Below are 18446 nucleotides of genomic sequence, written 5' to 3' on the forward strand. Positions count from 1 at the left end.
AGCACCATGCTGGAGTCCGTACCCGAGGCGCTCGTGCGCGAGCGGTTCTACATCGACGGTGGCTGGGTCGCCCCGTCGACCGACGCGACGCGCGAGGTCGGCAACCCGACGACGGGCGCGCCGCTGGGCCGCATCCCGCTCGGCGGGCCCGCCGACGTCGACCGCGCGGTCGCCGCCGCGCGGCGCGCCTTCCCCGCCTGGGCCGCCACGCCGGCCGCCGAGCGCGGCGCGCTGCTGACCGCGATCGGCGAGGGCCTGCAGGCGCGGGCCGAGGCGCTGGCGACCGGCGTCAGCCGCGAGGTCGGCACGCCGCTGGCCGTCGCCCGGATCCTGCAGGTCGGCCTGCCGGTCTTCACGTTCACCTCGGCCGCCGGCTTCCTCGACGACGTCGCCTGGGAGGAGGAGGCCGGCACCTCGCTCGTGCTGCGCGAGCCGATCGGCGTCGTCGGCGCGATCACGCCGTGGAACTACCCGCTGCACCAGGTCGCCGCGAAGGTCGCGCCGGCGCTGGCCGCCGGCTGCACGGTCGTGCTCAAGCCCTCCGAGGTCACGCCGCTGACGGCGTTCGCGCTGGCCGAGGTCTGCGCCGAGGTCGGCCTGCCGCCGGGCGTGTTGAACATCGTGACCGGCACCGGCCCGGTCGTCGGCGAGGCCATCGCCGCCCATCCGGACGTCGACATGGTGTCCTTCACCGGATCGACGCGCGCGGGCCGGCGCGTCTCGGAGCTGGCGGCGCGGACGATCAAGCGCGTGGCCTTGGAGCTGGGCGGCAAGTCGGCCAACGTGATCCTCGACGACGCCGACCTGCCCGCGGCGGTCGCCGACGGCCTGGAGAAGTGCTTCCTCAACGGCGGCCAGAGCTGCAACGCGCAGAGCCGCATGCTCGTGCCGCGCGCGCTGCTGGCCGAGGCCGAGGCGCTGGCCGCCGCCGGCGCCGAGGCGTTCACCGTCGGCGACCCGCTGGACCCGGCCACGCGCCTGGGCCCGATGGTCACCGAGGCTCAGCGGACACGCGTGCGCGGCATGATCGAGGCGGGCATCGCGGAGGGTGGGCGGCTGCTCACCGGCGGGTCCGAGGCCCCCGTCGGCGTCGACGCGGGCTGGTTCGTCCGCCCGACCGTCCTCTCCGGCGTCACCAACGACATGACGATCGCCCGCGAGGAGGTCTTCGGCCCCGTGCTGTCGATCATCCCCTACGACCACGGCGACGACGAGGCCGTCGCGATCGCCAACGACACCATCTACGGCCTCGCCGGCGCCGTCTGGTCGGGCGACGAGGACCGCGCCAAGCGCGTCGCCCGCCGCCTCCGGACCGGCCAGGTCGACCTCAACGGCGGCGCCTTCAACCCGCTCGCCCCGTTCGGCGGCTACAAGCAGTCCGGCAACGGCCGCGAGCTGGGCCGCTACGGGATCGAGGAGTACCTGGAGCTCAAGGCGCTGCAGCGGTAGCGGCCCGCCGGACGGCGACACGGTGATCTCCACGGTGTCGCCGTCCGCCGCGAGCCGACCGCCGGGCCGCGGCTCGGTCGACACCTCGGTGTGTGGATCGCGAGCGGCGCTGGGTAGTGACCATCCAGCATGCCCGCCGCCGCCATCCTCGACATCGACGGAACCCTGATCGACACCAACTACCACCACGCCGTCGCGTGGTTCCGCGCCTTTCGCCAGCACGGGCACGTCGTCCCGATCTGGCAGATCCACCGCCACATCGGCATGGGCGGCGACAAGCTCGTCGCCGCGCTGCTGTCCGAGGACGCCGAGGAGCGCGAGGGCGACGACATCCGCGCGGCCGAGAAGGCGCTGTACCTCACGTTCATCGAGGAGGTCGAGCCGCTGCGCGGGGCGCGGGCGCTGATGGAGGACCTGCGCGACCGCGGGTCGATGATCGTGCTGGCGTCGTCGGCGAAGGCCGACGAGGTCGACCACTACCTCGACCTGCTCGACGCGCGCTCGCTGGCCGACGGCTGGACGACCTCGGCCGACGTCGAGGCGACCAAGCCCGACCCGGACCTCGTGCTCGCCGCGCTGGACAAGGTCGGGTCCAAGGACGCGATCATGATCGGCGACTCGACCTGGGACTGCCAGGCCGCGAAGGCCGCGGGGATCGCGTCGATCGCCGTGCTGACCGGCGGGTTCTCCTCCGAGGAGCTGCGCGAGGCGGGCGCCGCGGAGGTCTACGAGTCGATCGACGAGCTGCGCCAGAAGTTGGATCAGTCCCCGCTGGGGTAGCAGGCGGGAATGACCCTCGTGTTGGAAGTCCCGCAGCCGACAGAGCCCGCGACCCCGATCGTGCCCGAGCCCTCCCCGGTGCCCGCCGACCCCCAGCCGCCGGTCGAGCCCGGCACGCCGGGCCACCCGGTCGGCCCCGACGTCGAGCCGGAGCCCGACGCCCCGCGCGAAGATCCGATCGACCCGCCGGCCCCGGCTGAGTAAGGTCGGGGCCATGGGCTTCGATCAGTACCACGAGCCTCCGGAGGAGCTGCCGGAGGAGACCCGGACGTTCGCCCGCCTGTGCGCGTCGCTCACCGAGGAGGCCGAGGCGATCGGCTGGTACGAGCAGCGGCTGGCGCTGGAGAAGGACCCCGAGGCGCACGCGATCATGAGCGACGCGGTCGGCGAGGAGTACAAGCACTTCGCGATGGACCTGGAGTTCCTGCTGCGTCGCAAGCCGAAGTGGCGCGAGATCGCCCAGGGCGTGCTGTTCAAGGAGGGCGACGTGGTCGAGCACGGCGAGTCCGCCGAGGCCGAGGCCGGCGACGCCGACGACGATGCCGGCCTGGCGCTGGACGGCTCGCTGGGCATCGGCTCGCTGCGGGGGGTGGCGTGATGGCCAACGGGCATCTCCTGCGCGGGCACGCGCCGATCAGCGAGGCCGGCTGGGCGCTGATCGACGAGGAGGCCAAGGCGCGGCTGACCGCGGGCCTCGCCGCGCGGCGGCTGGTCGACTTCTCCGGGCCCAAGGGCTGGGAGCACAGCGCGGTGGACCTTGGGCGCGTCGCCGAGGCCGAGATCTCGCCGCTGGACCACGTCGAGGGTCGGGTGCGGCGGGTCCAGCCGCTGGTCGAGGTCCGCGCGCGCTTCACGGTCTCGCGCGCCGAGCTGGCCGCGGGCGACCGCGGCGCCGAGGACGTCGACTTCGCCGACCTGGACGCGGCCGCGCAGCGGATGGTCGTCTCCGAGAACACCGCGGTCTTCCACGGCTGGAGCGAGGCCGGGATCGACGGCATCGCGCGCGTCTCGCCGCACGACGCGATCCCGTGCGGGGACGAGGTCGAGCGCTACCCGTCGTTCGTGGCGCGCGCGGTCGAGACGCTGCTGCGCAATGGCGTCGCCGGGCCGTACGGCCTGGCGCTGGGGCGCGAGGAGTACACCCGCGTGATCGAGACCGCCGAGCGCGGCGGCGTCCTGCTGTTCGACCACCTGCGCCAGATCCTCGGCGGGCCGATCGTGTGGGCGCCGGGCGTCGACGGCGGCGTGGTCCTGTCGCAGCGCGGCGGCGACTTCCTGTTCGAGTCCGGCCAGGACATCGCGGTCGGCTACGAGTCCCACGACGCCGGGTCGGTGACGCTCTACCTGGAGGAGTCGTTCGCCTTCCGCGTGGCGTCGCCCGAGGCCGCGGTCGCGATCGTCCGCTAGATGAAGGCCTTGCGTCGCCCCTGGTTCGAGACCCGGCCGATCGACGACGGGCGCTTCTTCGACGAGGCGCCCGTCCGGCTGGTGGCCCGGCTCGCGATCGCCCGGCCCGCCGAAGCGGTGTGGGCCGACCTGACCGGCGAGGGCACGCTGGACTGGTGCCGGATCCTCGACGCCATCACGTGGACGTCGGAGCGCCCCTTCGGCGTGGGGACGACCCGCGAGGTCCGCGCGCTGCGCGGCGCCGTCGGCTTTCGCGAGCGCTACTTCCGCTGGGAGGAGGGCCGCCGCAAGTCCTTCACCGTGCTGCAGGCGACCGCGCCGCTGGCGCGCGCGTTCGCGGAGGACTACCTCGTCGAGCCCGCCGCGGACGGCAGGCCGTCGTGCGTGTTCACGTGGACCATCGCCTACGAGCCGTCGGCGGCCGGGCGTCCCGGCGAGCCGGTCAACCGTCGCTTGTTGTCGTCCTTGTTCAAAGACACCAGGAAGCACTACGACGCGACATGGCTGCGCTGATCTACTCGGCGATCGCCTCGCTGGACGGCTACGTCGCCGACGCCGAGGGCAAGTTCGACTGGTCGGCGCCCGACGAGGAGGTGCACGCCTACGTCAACGACCAGGAGCGCCCGATCGGCACCTACATCTACGGTCGCAAGATGTATGACGTGATGAAGGTCTGGCAGGACGACGGGTGGATGGGCGCCGAGCCGGACCCGGTCATGCACGACTACGCCACGATCTGGCGCGCGGCCGAGAAGGTGGTGGTGTCCTCGACGCTCGCCGAGCCCGCGACGCCGAGCACGCGGATCATGTCGTCCTTCGACGCCGACGCGCTGCGGACGCTGGTCCGCGACGCGCCGACCGACGTCTCGATCGGCGGCCCGACGATCGCCGCCGAGGCCCTCCGCGCCGGCCTCGTCGACGAGATCGGCCTGTTCCTCTCGCCGGTGACGGTCGGCGGAGGCCTCCGGGCCCTGCCCGACGACCTCCGCGCGAACCTCTCGCTCCTGGCGCAGCGACGCTTCGCCAACGGCGTGGTGCACGTCCGCTACGCGGTCGACCGCTAGTCCTCCGCGCGCCCCGCCTCGGACGCCGCCAGCTCCTCGGCGATCCGCTTGATCGCCAGCAGCCGGCGGTCCCAGGCGCGGGCCGCGTCGGTCAGCGCCCGGGTCGCCTCGTCGAGGCGGGCGGGCTGGACCGCGAAGCGGACCTCGCGGCCGTGGCGGCGCGCGGTGACCAGCCCCGCGCGGTCGAGGACCGCGAGGTGCTTGGTCACCGCCTGGCGGGTCAGCGGCAGGTCGTCGGCGAGGGCGGTGGGCGTCGCGGTGCCGCGGGTCAGCAGCGCGTCGAGGACGCGGCGGCGGCTGGGGTCGCCGACCGCCGCCCACAGCTCCTCGTCGAAGCCCGGCGCGAGCGCGGTGCTCACCGCAGCGCGCCCGCCGCGGTCGGCGCGTACTCGCCCAGGCGCGGGACGATCGTCCCCCAGCCCTGCGAGTGGTCGTCGAAGAACGCGCGGTGGCGCTCGTCGCCGCCGGGCAGCGCGGCGATGCCGGACTCGACGACGCTCAACCGGGTGGCGCCGTCGCCCTCGGGCGCCAGCGAGAACGTCACGAGCGTCGAGTTGCCCTCGTGCGCCGTCTCGCCCTCGGGCGCCGACCAGCGGAACGCGAACGTCGTCGGCGGCCGCACCGTGTCGACGACCAGCGGGGCGACGTGGCCGCCGTTCTGGCGGAACGTCAACACGCCGTCGCCGCCGGGGCGCAGGTCGATCTCGGCCGTGTCGCTGAACCACCGCGCGATGTGCTCGGGCTCGGTGACGACGCGCCAGACGACGTCCACCGGCGCGTCGATGAGGATGTCGCGGGCGATCTGATCAGGGGTGCTCACTGCGGGCTCCATTCGGAAGGGGGAGAGGGAGATGCAACCAACGGTTGCGTATGAGAGCACACGCAACCGAAGGTTGCAAGTCAGCCGGTCATCCCCCTGGGGCCCGCGGTGGCGCGGCGCGGCCCCGCGGGCCGCGCGCCGGGCGAGGGGTGGCGCCTAGGCCAGCCCCTCCGCCTCGTACTCGCGCAGGTAGCCCTCGAAGAGCCGGCGGTGGCCCTCCTCGTCGCGGAGGATCGCGATGACCATGTCGTTGGTGACGGGGTCGACGCCCTCGGTGGCCTCGATGACCGCGTTGTAGTGCTCGATCGCGCCGGTCTCGGCCTCGATGACGCCCTTGATCACGTGCACGACGTCGGTCTGGTGCTGGGGCGGCTGGAGGTAGGTCTGCTCGGCCGTGAAGTCCAGCGACCCGGGGACGACCCCGTAGAGCTCCTTGATGCGCGTCGCGAACTGCTGCGCGTGTCCCAGCTCCTCCTGGATGTCGGTCTGCAGCGACTCGATGATCTCCTGGGCGCGGACGCCGTCAGGGTTGATCGAGTTGGTGATGTAGGACATCACCGTCTCGATCTCCATCCAGTACGCCTTCTTGAGCATCTCGATGATCTGCTCGCGCTCGTGCGTCTTGTCGTCGGCCAGGATGCCCTGGCTCGCGTTTCGTGTCTGCGCCATGTGGTGAGGCCTACCCCATGGCCGGCACACTCAAAGGCAAGAAGGTCGCGATCCTCGTCGCCAACGAGGGCATCGAGCAGGTCGAGCTGACCGAACCGCGCAAGGCGCTGGAGGAGGCGGGCGCGACCGTCGCGCTCCTCGCTCCGGAGTCCGGTGAGGCCCAGGCGTTCGACCACCTCGACAAGGCGGGCAGGTTCCCGGTCGATGGCGCGGTCGGCGACGCGGACCCCGCCGACTACGACGCCGTCATGCTGCCCGGCGGCGTCGCCAACCCCGACAACCTGCGCACGCACCCCGAGGCCGTGAAGTTCGTACGCGCCTTCTTCGACGCGGGCAAGCCCGTCGCCGCGATCTGCCACGCGCCCTGGACGCTCGTCGAGGCCGACGTCGTCCGCGACCGCAAGCTCACCTCCTGGCCCTCGCTGCGGACCGACATCCGCAACGCCGGCGGCCAGTGGGTCGACGAGGAGGTCGTCGTGGACGCGGGCCCACCCACCCTCGTGACCTCCCGCAAGCCCGACGACCTCCCGGCCTTCAACGCCAAGATGATCGAGGAGTTCGCCGAGGGCCGGCACGAGGGCAGCAAGCCCTCGGAGCGGTTCGCGAAGGAGGGGGCGAGCGCGAAGGCCTAGGCGCGGTCCCTCACCGACGACACGGGGCGCGGCCGTCCGCCACCAGCACGGTCGCGCCGGCGTGCACGCGCATCCTCCACGGCCAGCCCCCCGGCGGGCAGGAGGTCGAGGCGACGTAGTGCGGTGCCGCGCGCGTGCCGCCGAAGGAGAACCGCAGACGGCCGATCGTGACGGGCATCTGGGCCACGTTCTGCAGGGTGACCGGGAACGTCCAGGCGTCGCGATGCGGCCACGCGCCGCGCGCCCCGTCGATGACGGTGCCGGGCATGACGGCGCGGACGCGAGCGGGATGCTGCAGCGTCGCGTAGATCGTCATCCTCCCGCCGGGGGCGTTGAAGAGGTGGAACTTCGGTTGCGCCTCGACCGGGTCGTCCGGCTCGATGCCGCCACCCCCCGTCTGGCCGACCTGCGACCGCGGCGGGCACGCGGTCGGCCCGCCCTGGCTCAGGACCCGCGGCGAGCACGTGGGCACGCCGTCGCGGTGGAACTCCAGGCCCGGCCCGTACCAGAGCTCCACGCCGGTCAGCGTCGGAGGAAACTCGCCCTCTGGCACGACCACGCTCGCGTCGACCGTGACCCTGTGCCCCTGCGGGTGGCGCGCGCTTCCACCCGTGTTCGGCGTCACCGCCACCTTCGCGTCCAGCGTCGCCGCCTCCGCGCTCCCCGTCCCCAGCGCGCACGCCGCGACGACCCCGACGGCAGCGACAAGGTGCTTCGGCATGCAGACCCTCCTCGGTCCTCCAACGGTTGGTGAGGACCATAAACCACCTTGTCTCCGACGCGCCACCACCGAACGCCAGGGCCCGGATCTCACGCCCCGGCCGTTGACGGTCAGGCCACGCAATTTCGCCTGCGAAAGGTGTGCAAACGGCGTGCGGTCGGGCACACTGGAGCGTCCATGCCCCGTTCGATCTGGACCGGCGCCATCAGCTTCGGGCTCGTGACCGTGCCCGTCAAGCTCTACAGCGCGGTCAACCGCAAGACGGTTCGCTTCAACCAGCTCAACGGCAAGACCGGGTCCCGGATCGCCCAGAAGCGGGTGGACGCGTCCACCGGCGAGGAGGTCGCCTACGAGGACCTCGTCAAGGGCTATGAGATCGCCGGCGACCGCTACGTCGTGATCGAGCCGTCGGAGCTGGAGTCCGTCCAGCCCGAGAAGACGAAGACCATCGACATCGAGGACTTCGTCGACCTCTCCGACATCGACCCGATCTTCTACGACCACCCGTACTACCTGGCGCCCGGCACCGGCGGCGCCAAGCCCTATCGCCTCCTGCTCGAGGCGATGCGCGAGACCAACAAGGTCGCGATCGCCAAGGTCGTCATCCGCCAGAAGGAGTCGCTGGTCGCGATCCGCGCGCTCCCGGACCACGACGTCCTCGAGATGGCCACCATGTTGTTCGCCGACGAGGTCGTCGACCCCGAGCGCCTCGACGACATCCCCGAGGCCGACGACGTCAAGACCAACGCGCGCGAGCTGGACATCGCCAAGCAGCTCGTCGAGTCGCTCAGCGGCGAGTTCGAGCCGGGCAAGTACCGCGACACCTACCGCGAGGCCGTGCTCGCCATGATCGAGAAGAAGGCCGCCGGCGAGGAGATCGTGGTCCAGGAGGTCGAGGAGGAGGCCGCGCCGGTCCCCGACCTGATGAGCGCGCTGAAGGCCAGCCTCGACGCGGTCCGCAAGACCTCGGGCGACGGCGACGCCGGTGGCGACGGCGCCGCCGAGAAGCCCGCAGCGCGCAAGCGCGCGGCGGCCAAGCCGAAGGCCGGCGCCAAGCCGGCGGCCTCCAAGAAGGGCTGACGGCAGACCGCGGGCGGTGTCGCGTCGCTCGCGCCGTAACGACGCCCTCATGTGACAAACGGCGCGAACCGGGTACCCGCAACGTCTGGAGAGATCGTTGCGGCCCGGCACCGGGCTGGGCTGCGCCCTGGCACGAAGGGAGCATGTGGCATGAGCACCGTGGCAGGAGGCCAGGCATACGGTGGGGCGCCGACCCACAGGTCGATCTGGAACCGCCAGCTGACGCGCTACCCCGAGACCGCGCAGCGCACGGTCTACCTGGGGATCACGGTCCTGGCGACCGTGGTCCTGTACTACCAGCTGTACGTCCAGGGGTCGGTCGCGACGAAGATCATCGCCCACTTCGGGTTCACGTTCACGCAGTTCGTGTTCGTGTTGGTGATCGGCAACCTGGTGGGCGCGTTCGCGTCGCTGGGCGCCGGGCTGGCGGACCGCTGGGGCCGGGCCAACCTGGTCGTCGGTGGGCTGCTGGTCGTGGGGCTGCTGACGCTGTTCGCGCTGCCCAACGCGTCGAGCAAGGCCGAGTACACGGTGTTCTTCGCGCTGGTGTCGATCGTCGAGGGCATGGCGTTGGTCGCCACGCCGGCGCTGATCCGCGACTTCTCGCCGCAGATCGGCCGCGCGAGCGCGATGGCGTTCTGGACGATGGGGCCCGTGCTCGGGTCGCTGGCGGTGACCGAGGTCTCCAGCCACACGCTCGTCAACCACCCCGACTGGCAGTTCCAGTTCCGCGTGGCGGGCATCGTCGGGCTCGTGGTCTTCGCGGTGGCGGCGATCGGGCTGCGGGAGCTGTCGCCCGCGCTGCGCGACCAGTTGATGGTGTCGATCCGCGACCGCGCGCTGATCGAGGCGCGCGCGGCGGGGATCAGCGAGAAGCGCCTGGCCGGCAACCACTGGCTGCAGATGCTGCGGCCCGACATCGTGCTGCCCGCGCTGGCGATCTCGCTCTTCCTGCTGTTGTACTACATCTTCGTCGCGTTCCTGGTGGTCTACTTCGCGACGGTGTTCGGCTACAGCGCGCACCGGGCCAACGCCTTGGCCAACTGGTACTGGATCGCCAACGTCTGCGGCCTCCTCGCCGCCGGGCTGCTCAGCGACCGGATCCGGGTGCGCAAGCCGGTGATGATCGTCGGCACCGGCCTGAGCCTGATCGCCGCGGCGATCTTCGCCTCGCGGGCGACGCACCCGACCACGAGCTACCACACGTTCGCGTGGGTCTTCGTGCTCGGCGCGGTCGGCGGCGGCACCGCCTACGTGGCGTGGATGGCGGCGTTCACCGAGACGGTGGAGAAGGTCAACCCGGCGGCGACGGCCACGGGCCTCGCGGTCTGGGGCTGGATCATCCGGCTGGTGGTGACCGTGAGCTTCGCGCTGCTGCCGGTCGTCGTGCCGGCGACGTCCACGTTGGTGGACAAGGGCACGCGGGTCAGCCAGATCGTCGCGACCTACCCGCAGCAGGTCCAGGTGCTCGGGGTGGTGGACCCGGCGACGCTGACGGCGGCGGGCGCGGGCAACCGCGGCGCGCAGGCCAAGGCGATCACGGAGATCTCCACCAAGTTGAACGTGCCGATCACGACGGCCGCGGCGCGCCTGGCGTCGGTGGCCAAGGTGCCGCCGGCCGACCTGGCCTTCCTGTCGGCCAACGCCGCCAAGGTCCAGAAGGCCCAGGCGGACAACCCGGGCCAGTGGCAGACGTGGTGGTGGATCTGCTTCGCCGGCCAGGTGTGCCTGATCCCCGCGACGTTCCTGCTGACCGGCCGCTGGTCCCCGCGCAAGGCGCGCGAGGACGAGGCCGAGCACGAGGCGATGGTCCAGCGCGAGCTGGCCGCTTTGCAGACGGCGCGCACCTGACGGCGCCGGAGGTTCCCCAGGGGGCGGGTTTCGCCCTCTGGGCGAACACCCGCGGGCGTAACCCGCCCTCTGGGCGGGCTTACGCCGACGCCTCTTCCTCGTCCAGGGCCGCCAGCGCCTCGTCCCGCGACGCGCGGATCGTGAAGATCTGGTCCAGCCCGGTGATCTCGAAGGTCTTGGCGATGTTCTGATCGACGTTGACGATCGTCAGGCGCCCGTCGCGGGAGCGGAGGCGCTTGACGGTGCCGATCAGGACGCCGAGCGCGGTCGAGTCCAGGAACGTCGTCTCCTCCAGATCGACGACGATCCGGGTTTTGCCGCCCTCGATCGCCTCTCCCAGCGCCGTCTTCAGCTCGGGCGCCGTGAACAGGTCGATCTCGCCGCGCACCGCGACCACCTGGGTGGCCCCATCGACGGCGTCCTGGCTCAATGCGAATTCGGGTGGCATCTCTTCCTCAGTGTGACGAATCGGGTCCCACGTCGTTCGGTCATTCGCGGAACGCGAGGCGCAGCAACAGCTCGGTCCCGTCGGTGCGCACGTCGGACGCGACGCGCTCGAAGACGTTGCCGACCCCCGGCAGGGACGCCGCCTGCACCAGCGCGTCACCTCCGGAGTCCGGAAGGGGACCGATCCGCAGCGACAGGCCCGCGGGCTCGGCGTGGACGTGGATGGTGACCCGGCCGTCCGCCGTGTGGCCCGGGGCGTGGGCCGCGACCGCATCGGTCAGCAGAAGCGCGTCGTCAAGCCGGTCGATCGGGCACTGGGCGCGCGCGGCGAGCATTCCCACCACGCGGCCGAGCACCGGGCCCAGCAGCTCAGGGCGGCGAACCGTGAGGGTCGCCTCGTTCACCGTTCCGGTGTCCGGGCTCATACCGCCGGTTCCCCGGTCGGGGCGTGGTCCAGCTCGAAGACCATCCGGACCTCGGTCTCCTCGCGGTCGTTGGTCCCCAGCTCCAGCGAAGAGGCCAGCGTCGCGATCAGCGGCAGGCCGAGGCCGAGGCCCGGGCTGTCGGGGCGCGGCAGGATGCCGCGACCCTCGTCGCTGACGATCACGGTGAGCGCGCCGTCGGTCAGGCCCGCGCTGACGCTCATCGGGCCGTCGCCGTCGGGATAGGCGTGAACCACCACATTGGTGCACGCCTCGGTCACCGCGAGCTTGACGTCGGCGAGGGCGTGATCGGGCACGTCGAGGGCGTCACCCAGCCCCCCGAAGGCATGGCGTACGACGGCCACGTTCTCGGCGCGGGCCGGAAGGGTCAGCTCGAAGTCGGGCGTCGCAGGCTCCTGGTGGCGGTCGTACCGAGGCATCCCAGCCCCGGGGTTCTCATCGGCTGGCATATGCCCACCCGGTCGAAGTCCTATTCGCGAACCTTCGCACCGGCGAGTGCGAAGGGTGGTGGAGCATAGTCCCTGGCCCCGTCCGAACATCTTCTTGAGTCCCGAACGCACATCGAGCCGCCCCGAAGGGACGGCTCGGACGCGGCCGCGTCGAGCGGTAGAAGCACATCGAGCCGCCCCGAAGGGACGGCTCGACGCGTGTGGGGGAGGTCATCGCATCGCGCCGAGGCAGGGATTCGGCGCTGTCCGTGACGCGATATGAGGCGGGAGGAATGGGTCCCGCGAGCCTCGGTATGCCCGGCGGCCTAGGGGTCAAACAGGCCCTCGTCCGCACGCCGGAATCCGGTTCGCAGGCAGACGAAGTCCCTGCTGTGCCTGGGTGTCCGACCTCGTCCGATCCGGCTGTATGCGATCACGTACGACTGTCCAATCCGGCGCACGACTGCTACTCTGCCGCTTCCTTCTCCGTGCCCCCGGGCCGCCACGGGACACCTCATGACGATCTCTGCTTTGCCTCAGGCCGACGGCCTGTACGACCCCCGCTACGAGCACGACGCGTGCGGCGTCGCGATGATCGCGCGGCTGGACAACCAGCCCGATCACGGCGTCATCCACCGCGCGCTGACCGCGCTCGACAACCTCGAGCACCGCGGCGCCGAAGGCGCGGACATCCGCACCGGCGACGGCGCGGGCATCCTCGTCCAGCTGCCCGACGCGTTCTTCCGCGAGACGGTCGACTTCGAGCTGCCGCCGCTGGGCCGATACGGCGTCGCCGTCTGCTTCCTGCCGCGCGACGAGGCGCAGCGCCGCAAGATCGAGGAGCTCATCGAGCTCAACGTCCGCATCGAGGGCCAGGAGCTGCTCGGCTGGCGCGACGTCCCGGTCGACACCGACCACGTGGGCGACACCGCCAACCAGTCGCGACCCCACATCAAGCAGCTGTTCATCGGCGCCGGCGAGGGCTTCGCCGACGACCAGGACCGCTTCGAGCGCAAGCTGTACGTCATCCGCCGGATCGTCGAGCTGGCGGCCGGCCCGGACTTCTACGCGCCCTCGTTCTCCTCGCGCACGTGCGTCTACAAGGGCATGCTGATCTCACATCAGCTCCGGAACTTCTACCCGGACCTCAAGGACGAGCGCTTCGCCTCCGCGCTGGCGCTGGTCCACTCGCGCTTCTCCACCAACACGTTCCCGTCCTGGGACCTCGCGCACCCGTTCCGCGTCATCGCCCACAACGGCGAGATCAACACGCTGATGGGCAACGCGAACTGGATGCGCGCGCGCGAGTCGCAGCTGGCGTCCGAGCTGTTCGGCCTCGACCTCCAGAAGGTCATGCCGATCGTGCGCCCCGGCGGGTCGGACTCGGCGACGTTCGACAACGTCCTCGAGCTGCTGATGCTCGGCGGCCGCTCGCTGCCGCACGCGGCGATGATGATGATCCCGGAGGCCTACGCCGACCGCGACGACCTGCCGGATCATCTGAAGGGCTTCTACGCGTTCCACTCCTGTCTCATGGAGCCGTGGGACGGGCCGGCGTCGGTCTGCTTCACGGACGGCTCCGTGGTCGGCGCGACGCTGGACCGCAACGGCCTGCGCCCCGGCCGCTGGGTGGAGACCAAGGACGGCTACGTCATGCTCGGCTCCGAGACCGGCATGCTGCCGGTCGAGCCGCACGAGGTCGTCCGCCTCGGCCGCCTCGCGCCGGGCAAGCTCTTCCTCGTCGACCTTCAGGCCGGCCGGATCGTGGACGACTCCGAGGTCAAGGAGCAGGTCGCCACGCAGCAGCCCTACGGCCGCTGGTTCGAGGAGAACGTCGTCCGCTTCGACGACCTCCCGCCCAAGGACGGCCTGGAGCTGGCCCAGCCGCTGCGCGACCTCCAGCTCGCCTTCGGCTACTCGCAGGAGGACCTCCGCGTCCTGCTGGCGCCGATGTCGAAGGCCGGCGAGGAGCCGCTGGGCTCGATGGGCAACGACAACGCGCTCGCGGTCCTGTCCGACCAGCGTCCCGCGCTGTTCTCCTACTTCAAGCAGCTGTTCGCGCAGGTGACCAACCCGCCGATCGACCCGATCCGCGAGTCGATCGTCATGTCGCTGGGCACCGGCGTCGGCGCCGAGGGCAACCTGCTCGACGAGACGCCCGAGCACGCGCGCCAGCTGGTCATGAGCCAGCCGATCCTGCGCAACGCCGAGCTGGAGACGCTGCGCAACCTCGAGCACCCGTGGTTCAAGGCGCACACGATCGACATCACCTGGGCGGTCCAGGACGGGGCCGAGGGCCTGCACCGCCGCCTGGCCGAGATCTGCGACGAGGCCCACGACGCGGTCGCCTCCGGCGTCAACGTCCTGATCCTCAGCGACCGCGGCATCGGCCGCCGCCGCGCGCCGATCCCCTCGCTGCTGGCCGTCGCCGCCGTCCACCACCACCTGGTCCGCGAGGGCACGCGCCTGCAGACCGGCCTGGTCCTGGAGTCCGGCGAGCCGCGCGAGGTCCATCACTTCGCGACGCTGATCGGCTACGGCGCCAGCGCGATCAACCCGTACCTGGCGTTCGAGACCGTCGACCAGCTCGTCGCCGAGCGCCGCGTGCCCGGCGTCGACTCCGCCGACGAGGCCGAGCGCGCCGTCGTCAAGGCGATCGGCAAGGGCCTGCTGAAGACGATCTCCAAGATGGGGATCTCGACGATCCAGTCCTACTGCGGCGCGCAGATCTTCGAGGCCGTCGGCCTGGAGAGGTCGGTCATCGACCGCCACTTCTGCGGCACCGCGTCGCGCATCGGCGGCGTCAACCTGGAGCAGCTGGCCCAGGAGGCGCTGGACCGCCACGAGCGCGGCTACGGCAGGCCGGACGCCGGTGCGGAGCTGCTGCCGGTCGGCGGCGTCTACGCGTGGCGCCGCGACGGCGAGCACCACATGTGGAACCCGGAGACGATCGCGGCGCTGCAGCACGCCGTCCGGGACACCAACGGCTCCGCGCAGGACAAGTACGACGAGTACTCCAAGATGGTCAACGAGCACGCGGCGCGCAAGGCGACGCTGCGTGGTCTTCTGAAGCTCCGCACCGACCAGCAGGCGATCCCGCTGGACCAGGTCGAGCCGGCCAAGGAGATCGTCAAGCGCTTCGCGACCGGCGCGATGTCGCTGGGGTCGATCTCCACCGAGGCCCACGAGAACCTCGCGATCGCCATGAACCGCCTCGGCGGGCGCTCGAACACGGGCGAGGGCGGCGAGGACCCGCGGCGCTTCTCGCGCGACGAGAACGGCGACCTGCGCCGCTCGGCGATCAAGCAGGTGGCGTCGGGCCGCTTCGGCGTGACGATCCACTACCTGGTCAACGCCGACCAGCTGCAGATCAAGATGGCCCAGGGCGCCAAGCCCGGCGAGGGCGGCCAGCTGCCCGGCCACAAGGTCGACGAGTACATCGGGTCGGTCCGCCACACGACGCCGGGCGTGGGCCTGATCTCGCCGCCGCCGCACCACGACATCTACTCGATCGAGGACCTCAAGCAGCTCATCTACGACCTGCGCTGCGCCAACCCGCGCGCGCAGGTGTCGGTGAAGCTCGTCTCCGAGGTCGGCGTCGGCACGGTCGCCGCGGGCGTCGCGAAGGCCAACGCCGACCACGTGGTCATCGCCGGCCACGACGGCGGCACCGGCGCGTCGCCGCTGTCGTCGATCGTGTCCGCCGGCTCCCCGTGGGAGATCGGCCTGGCCGAGACCCAGCAGACGCTGCTGAAGAACGACCTGCGCTCGCGCATCGTCGTGCAGACCGACGGCCAGCTGAAGACCGGCCGCGACGTGGCGATCGCCGCGATGCTCGGCGCCGACGAGTTCGGCTTCTCGACCGCCCCGCTGATCGCGACGGGCTGCATCATGATGCGCGCCTGCCACCTCAACACCTGCCCGGTGGGCATCGCGACGCAGGACCCGGAGCTGCGCAAGCGCTTCCAGGGCACGCCCGAGCACGTCGTCAACTTCTTCTTCTTCGTGGCCGAGGAGCTGCGGGCGATCATGGCGTCGCTCGGCGTCGCCACGATGGACGAGCTGATCGGGCGCGTCGACCTCCTGGAGGCCGACGACGCGATCGACCACTGGAAGGCGCGCGGGATCGACCTGACGCACCTGCTGACGTTCCCGCGCGACGTGGACGAGTCCAAGCCGCGCCACCGGACGCAGCCGCCTCCGCCGGTGCTCGACGACGCCCTGGACCACATCCTGCTGGAGAAGGCGCGGCCGGTCGTCGAGGGCGGCGACCAGCACGTGTCGATCTCCGTGCCGGTGCGCAACGTCAACCGCTGCGTCGGCGGCATGCTGTCGTCGCGGATCGCCGAGCTGCACGGCCGCGAGGGCCTGGCGGCCGGGTCGGTCGACGTCGCGCTGACGGGCTCGGCCGGGCAGTCGTTCGGCGGCTGGCTGGCGCCGGGCGTCACGTTCACGCTGCACGGCGACGCCAACGACTACACGGGCAAGGGCCTGTCCGGCGGCACGGTCGTCGTCACGCCGCCCGAGGGCGTCACGTTCGCCGCCGAGGAGAACGTCATCGTCGGCAACACGGTGCTCTACGGCGCCACGAGCGGCAAGGCGTTCTTCCGCGGCCTGGCGGGCGAGCGCTTCGCGGTCCGCAACTCGGGCGCCAGCGCCGTCATCGAGGGCGTGGGCGACCACGGCTGCGAGTACATGACCGGCGGGCGCGTCGTCGTCCTCGGCGAGACCGGCCGCAACTTCGCGGCCGGCATGTCGGGCGGGTTCGCCTACGTGTTGGACGCCGACGGCGCCTTCCGCTCGCGGGTCAACCCCACCATCTTGGATCAGCTCGAGGAGCTGACCGACGAGGACAGCGCCGACGTGCGCGCGCTGGTCCAGGAGCACGTGGACCGCACCGGCTCGACGGTCGGCGCCGCGCTGCTCGCCGACTGGGACGCCGCCCGGGCCAAGTTCGTGAAGGTCTTCCCGTCCGACTACAAGCGGGTGCTGGCCGAGCAGGCCGCCGCGGCCGCTGCGACCGAAGGAGTCGCCGCATGACGGCCATGCCCTTCGCCACCACCAGCCACTTCGACGTCAAGCGGGGCGCCTAGTCATGGGTGAGCTCGGAGGCTTCCTCAAGATCGAGCGCTCGGGCATCCCGTACCGGGATGCGCAGGAGCGCGTCGGCGACTTCCAGGAGTTCGTCGTCCAGCGGCCCGACAGCGAGCTGTCGGCCCAGGGCGCGCGCTGCATGGAGTGCGGCGTGCCGTTCTGCCACAACGGCTGCCCGCTCGGGAACCTGATCCCGGACTGGAACGACCTCGTCTACCGCGAGCGCTGGCCGGACGCGATCAAGCAGCTGCACGCCACCAACAACTTCCCGGAGTTCACGGGCCGTCTGTGCCCGGCGCCGTGCGAGGCCGCGTGCGTGCTGGAGATCCGCGAGGGCGACGCGGTCACGATCAAGCAGATCGAGAACTCCATCATCAACCGCGCATGGGACGAGGGCTGGGTCGTGCCGCAGCCGCCGGCCGTCGAGACGGGGCTCAGCGCCGCCGTCGTCGGCGCCGGACCCGCGGGCATGGCGGCCGCGCAGCAGCTGCGCCGCGCCGGCCATCGCGTCGTGCTCTTCGAGCGCGACGAGGCGGGCGGCGGCCTGGTGCGCTTCGGCGTCCCGGACTTCAAGATCGAGAAGTGGGTCGTCGAGCGGCGACTCGACCAGCTCCGCGCCGAGGGTGTCGAGGTCCGCTGCGGCGTCGACGTCGGTCGCGACATCACCGCCGAGCAGCTCCGCGCGGAGTTCGACACGGTGGTGTTGACGATCGGCTCGCGCGTGCCGCGCGACCTGCCGGTCCCGGGCCGCGAGCTGGACGGCATCCATCCGGCGATGGACTACCTGTACGTGCGCAACCGCGCGATCGCCGTCGAGCTGGGCCCGGAGCCCACGACGGCGCCGCCGGAGGCCCGCGAGATCACCGCCGCCGGCAAGCACGTCGTCGTCATCGGCGGCGGCGACACGGGCGCCGACTGCGTCGGGCACTCGATCCGCGAGGGCGCGCTGAGCGTCACCCAGCTGGAGCTGCTGCCCGAGCCGCCGCAGTCGCGTCCGGACGACCGCACGCCGTGGCCGCTGTGGCCGACGAAGTTCCGGTTGTCCTACGCCATGGAAGAGGCGACGGCGATCGGCAAGGGCGAGCAGGACTACTCGATCGTCACGACGCGCTTCGAGGGCTCCGAGGGCCGCGTGGGCTCGCTGCACTACGCCCAGGCCGGCGCCGCGCCGCCGTTCGCGCCCGTCGAGGGCACCGACGGCGAGATGCAGGCCGACCTGGTGCTGTTGGCGATGGGCTTCCTGCACCCCGAGCACGAGGGCATCGTCGAGCAGCTCGGGCTGGACCTCGACCCGCGCGGCAACATCAAGGCCTCGACCTACGAGACGAGCGTCCGCGGCGTCTTCGCCGCCGGCGACGCCCGCCGCGGTCAGTCGCTGATCGTCTGGGCGATCAACGAGGGCCGCCAGGCCGCGCGCATGGCCGACCGCTACCTGCACACGCTCGGCGCCGCCGAGCACGAGCCCGTCCTCGCCGGCAACGTCCACGACGCCGACGAGGGACCCGAGGGCCCACCGTCGCACGCGGACGGCGCGCTGACGGTCGAGGAGCGCTAAGACGGA

General features: G+C 71.7%; 18 protein-coding genes and 1 pseudogene. 12 read left to right on the forward strand and 7 right to left on the reverse strand.

The window, feature by feature from the left end; all coding sequences use genetic code 11:
- Positions 1–6 precede the first annotated feature (6 nt).
- The 7 genes and pseudogenes from VFG42_RS12560 to VFG42_RS12590 all read left to right on the forward strand — a co-directional run bounded on the left by VFG42_RS12560 (position 7) and on the right by VFG42_RS12590 (position 4700).
- Positions 7–1449 carry an aldehyde dehydrogenase family protein gene (locus VFG42_RS12560; RefSeq protein WP_324908879.1) on the forward strand — a complete coding sequence of 481 codons (1443 nt, stop codon included), beginning with the start codon at positions 7–9 and terminating at the stop codon, positions 1447–1449.
- A gap of 129 nt (positions 1450–1578) precedes the next feature.
- On the forward strand, positions 1579–2229 hold the full coding sequence (locus VFG42_RS12565; RefSeq protein ID WP_324908881.1) for an HAD family hydrolase: 651 nt from the start codon (positions 1579–1581) through the stop codon (positions 2227–2229).
- 9 nt (positions 2230–2238) lie between these two features.
- Entirely contained in the window at positions 2239–2433 is a 195-nt protein-coding gene (locus VFG42_RS12570; RefSeq protein WP_324908883.1) for a hypothetical protein, read from the forward strand.
- 10 nt (positions 2434–2443) lie between these two features.
- A pseudogene (locus VFG42_RS12575) lies at positions 2444–2743 on the forward strand (hypothetical protein); the annotation flags it as partial.
- Positions 2744–2826: 83 nt separating this feature from the next.
- Positions 2827–3636, forward strand: coding sequence for a family 1 encapsulin nanocompartment shell protein (locus tag VFG42_RS12580; RefSeq protein WP_324908888.1), 810 nt, complete (start codon positions 2827–2829; stop codon positions 3634–3636).
- On the forward strand, positions 3637–4149 hold the full coding sequence (locus VFG42_RS12585) for an SRPBCC family protein (RefSeq protein ID WP_324908890.1): 513 nt from the start codon (positions 3637–3639) through the stop codon (positions 4147–4149).
- Entirely contained in the window at positions 4137–4700 is a 564-nt protein-coding gene (locus tag VFG42_RS12590) for a dihydrofolate reductase family protein (RefSeq protein WP_324908893.1), read from the forward strand. Before VFG42_RS12585 ends, VFG42_RS12590 begins: the two co-directional genes overlap by 13 nt.
- Here the strand turns inward: VFG42_RS12590 and VFG42_RS12595 are convergent.
- The 3 genes from VFG42_RS12595 to VFG42_RS12605 all read right to left on the reverse strand — a co-directional run bounded on the left by VFG42_RS12595 (position 4697) and on the right by VFG42_RS12605 (position 6189).
- On the reverse strand, positions 4697–5059 hold the full coding sequence (locus tag VFG42_RS12595) for a metalloregulator ArsR/SmtB family transcription factor (protein WP_324908895.1): 363 nt from the start codon (positions 5057–5059) through the stop codon (positions 4697–4699). The two genes, VFG42_RS12590 and VFG42_RS12595, sit on opposite strands and share 4 nt — an antisense overlap.
- On the reverse strand, positions 5056–5520 hold the full coding sequence (locus tag VFG42_RS12600; RefSeq protein ID WP_324908897.1) for an SRPBCC domain-containing protein: 465 nt from the start codon (positions 5518–5520) through the stop codon (positions 5056–5058). Before VFG42_RS12600 ends, VFG42_RS12595 begins: the two co-directional genes overlap by 4 nt.
- A 156-nt stretch (positions 5521–5676) precedes the next feature.
- Positions 5677–6189 carry a ferritin-like domain-containing protein gene (locus tag VFG42_RS12605; RefSeq protein ID WP_324908899.1) on the reverse strand — a complete coding sequence of 171 codons (513 nt, stop codon included), beginning with the start codon at positions 6187–6189 and terminating at the stop codon, positions 5677–5679.
- Between the two features lie 17 nt (positions 6190–6206).
- Here VFG42_RS12605 and VFG42_RS12610 point away from each other — a divergent pair, with 17 nt between their 5' ends.
- A complete protein-coding gene (locus VFG42_RS12610; protein ID WP_324908901.1) occupies positions 6207–6821 on the forward strand; it encodes a type 1 glutamine amidotransferase domain-containing protein in 615 nt (204 codons plus the stop codon).
- Positions 6822–6831: 10 nt separating this feature from the next.
- Here the strand turns inward: VFG42_RS12610 and VFG42_RS12615 are convergent, their stop codons facing one another.
- Positions 6832–7542, reverse strand: coding sequence for a hypothetical protein (locus tag VFG42_RS12615; RefSeq protein ID WP_324908903.1), 711 nt, complete (start codon positions 7540–7542; stop codon positions 6832–6834).
- Between the two features lie 177 nt (positions 7543–7719).
- Between VFG42_RS12615 and VFG42_RS12620 the strand changes: the two genes are divergently transcribed.
- Positions 7720–8622, forward strand: a complete 903-nt coding sequence (locus VFG42_RS12620) for a Ku protein (protein ID WP_324908905.1) — start codon at positions 7720–7722, stop codon at positions 8620–8622.
- A 150-nt stretch (positions 8623–8772) separates the two neighbouring features.
- Positions 8773–10473: an MFS transporter gene (locus tag VFG42_RS12625; RefSeq protein ID WP_324908907.1), complete on the forward strand. Its 1701-nt coding sequence runs from the start codon at positions 8773–8775 to the stop codon at positions 10471–10473.
- A gap of 79 nt (positions 10474–10552) precedes the next feature.
- On the opposite strand, the gene VFG42_RS12630 is transcribed toward VFG42_RS12625, so the two are convergent.
- Genes VFG42_RS12630 through VFG42_RS12640 form a run of 3 tightly spaced genes read right to left on the reverse strand, consistent with a single transcriptional unit; the run spans position 10553 to position 11782 of the window.
- On the reverse strand, positions 10553–10921 hold the full coding sequence (locus tag VFG42_RS12630) for an STAS domain-containing protein (RefSeq protein WP_324908909.1): 369 nt from the start codon (positions 10919–10921) through the stop codon (positions 10553–10555).
- Positions 10922–10961: 40 nt separating this feature from the next.
- On the reverse strand, positions 10962–11345 hold the full coding sequence (locus VFG42_RS12635; protein WP_324908911.1) for a hypothetical protein: 384 nt from the start codon (positions 11343–11345) through the stop codon (positions 10962–10964).
- Positions 11342–11782 (reverse strand): ATP-binding protein, encoded by a 441-nt coding sequence (locus tag VFG42_RS12640; RefSeq protein WP_324908913.1) that lies wholly within the window; start codon positions 11780–11782, stop codon positions 11342–11344. Before VFG42_RS12640 ends, VFG42_RS12635 begins: the two co-directional genes overlap by 4 nt.
- Positions 11783–12307: 525 nt before the next feature.
- On the opposite strand from VFG42_RS12640, the gene gltB reads away from it, so the two are divergent.
- Together gltB and VFG42_RS12650 are read left to right on the forward strand one after the other, a co-directional pair.
- Positions 12308–16831, forward strand: a complete 4524-nt coding sequence (gene gltB / locus VFG42_RS12645) for a glutamate synthase large subunit (RefSeq protein WP_324908915.1) — start codon at positions 12308–12310, stop codon at positions 16829–16831.
- Positions 16832–16886: 55 nt separating this feature from the next.
- Positions 16887–18440, forward strand: coding sequence for a glutamate synthase subunit beta (locus VFG42_RS12650; RefSeq protein WP_324908917.1), 1554 nt, complete (start codon positions 16887–16889; stop codon positions 18438–18440).
- The last annotated feature ends 6 nt before the right edge of the window (positions 18441–18446 follow it).

This window comes from Baekduia sp., assembly GCF_035685985.1.
Taxonomy (GTDB): domain Bacteria; phylum Actinomycetota; class Thermoleophilia; order Solirubrobacterales; family Solirubrobacteraceae; genus Baekduia.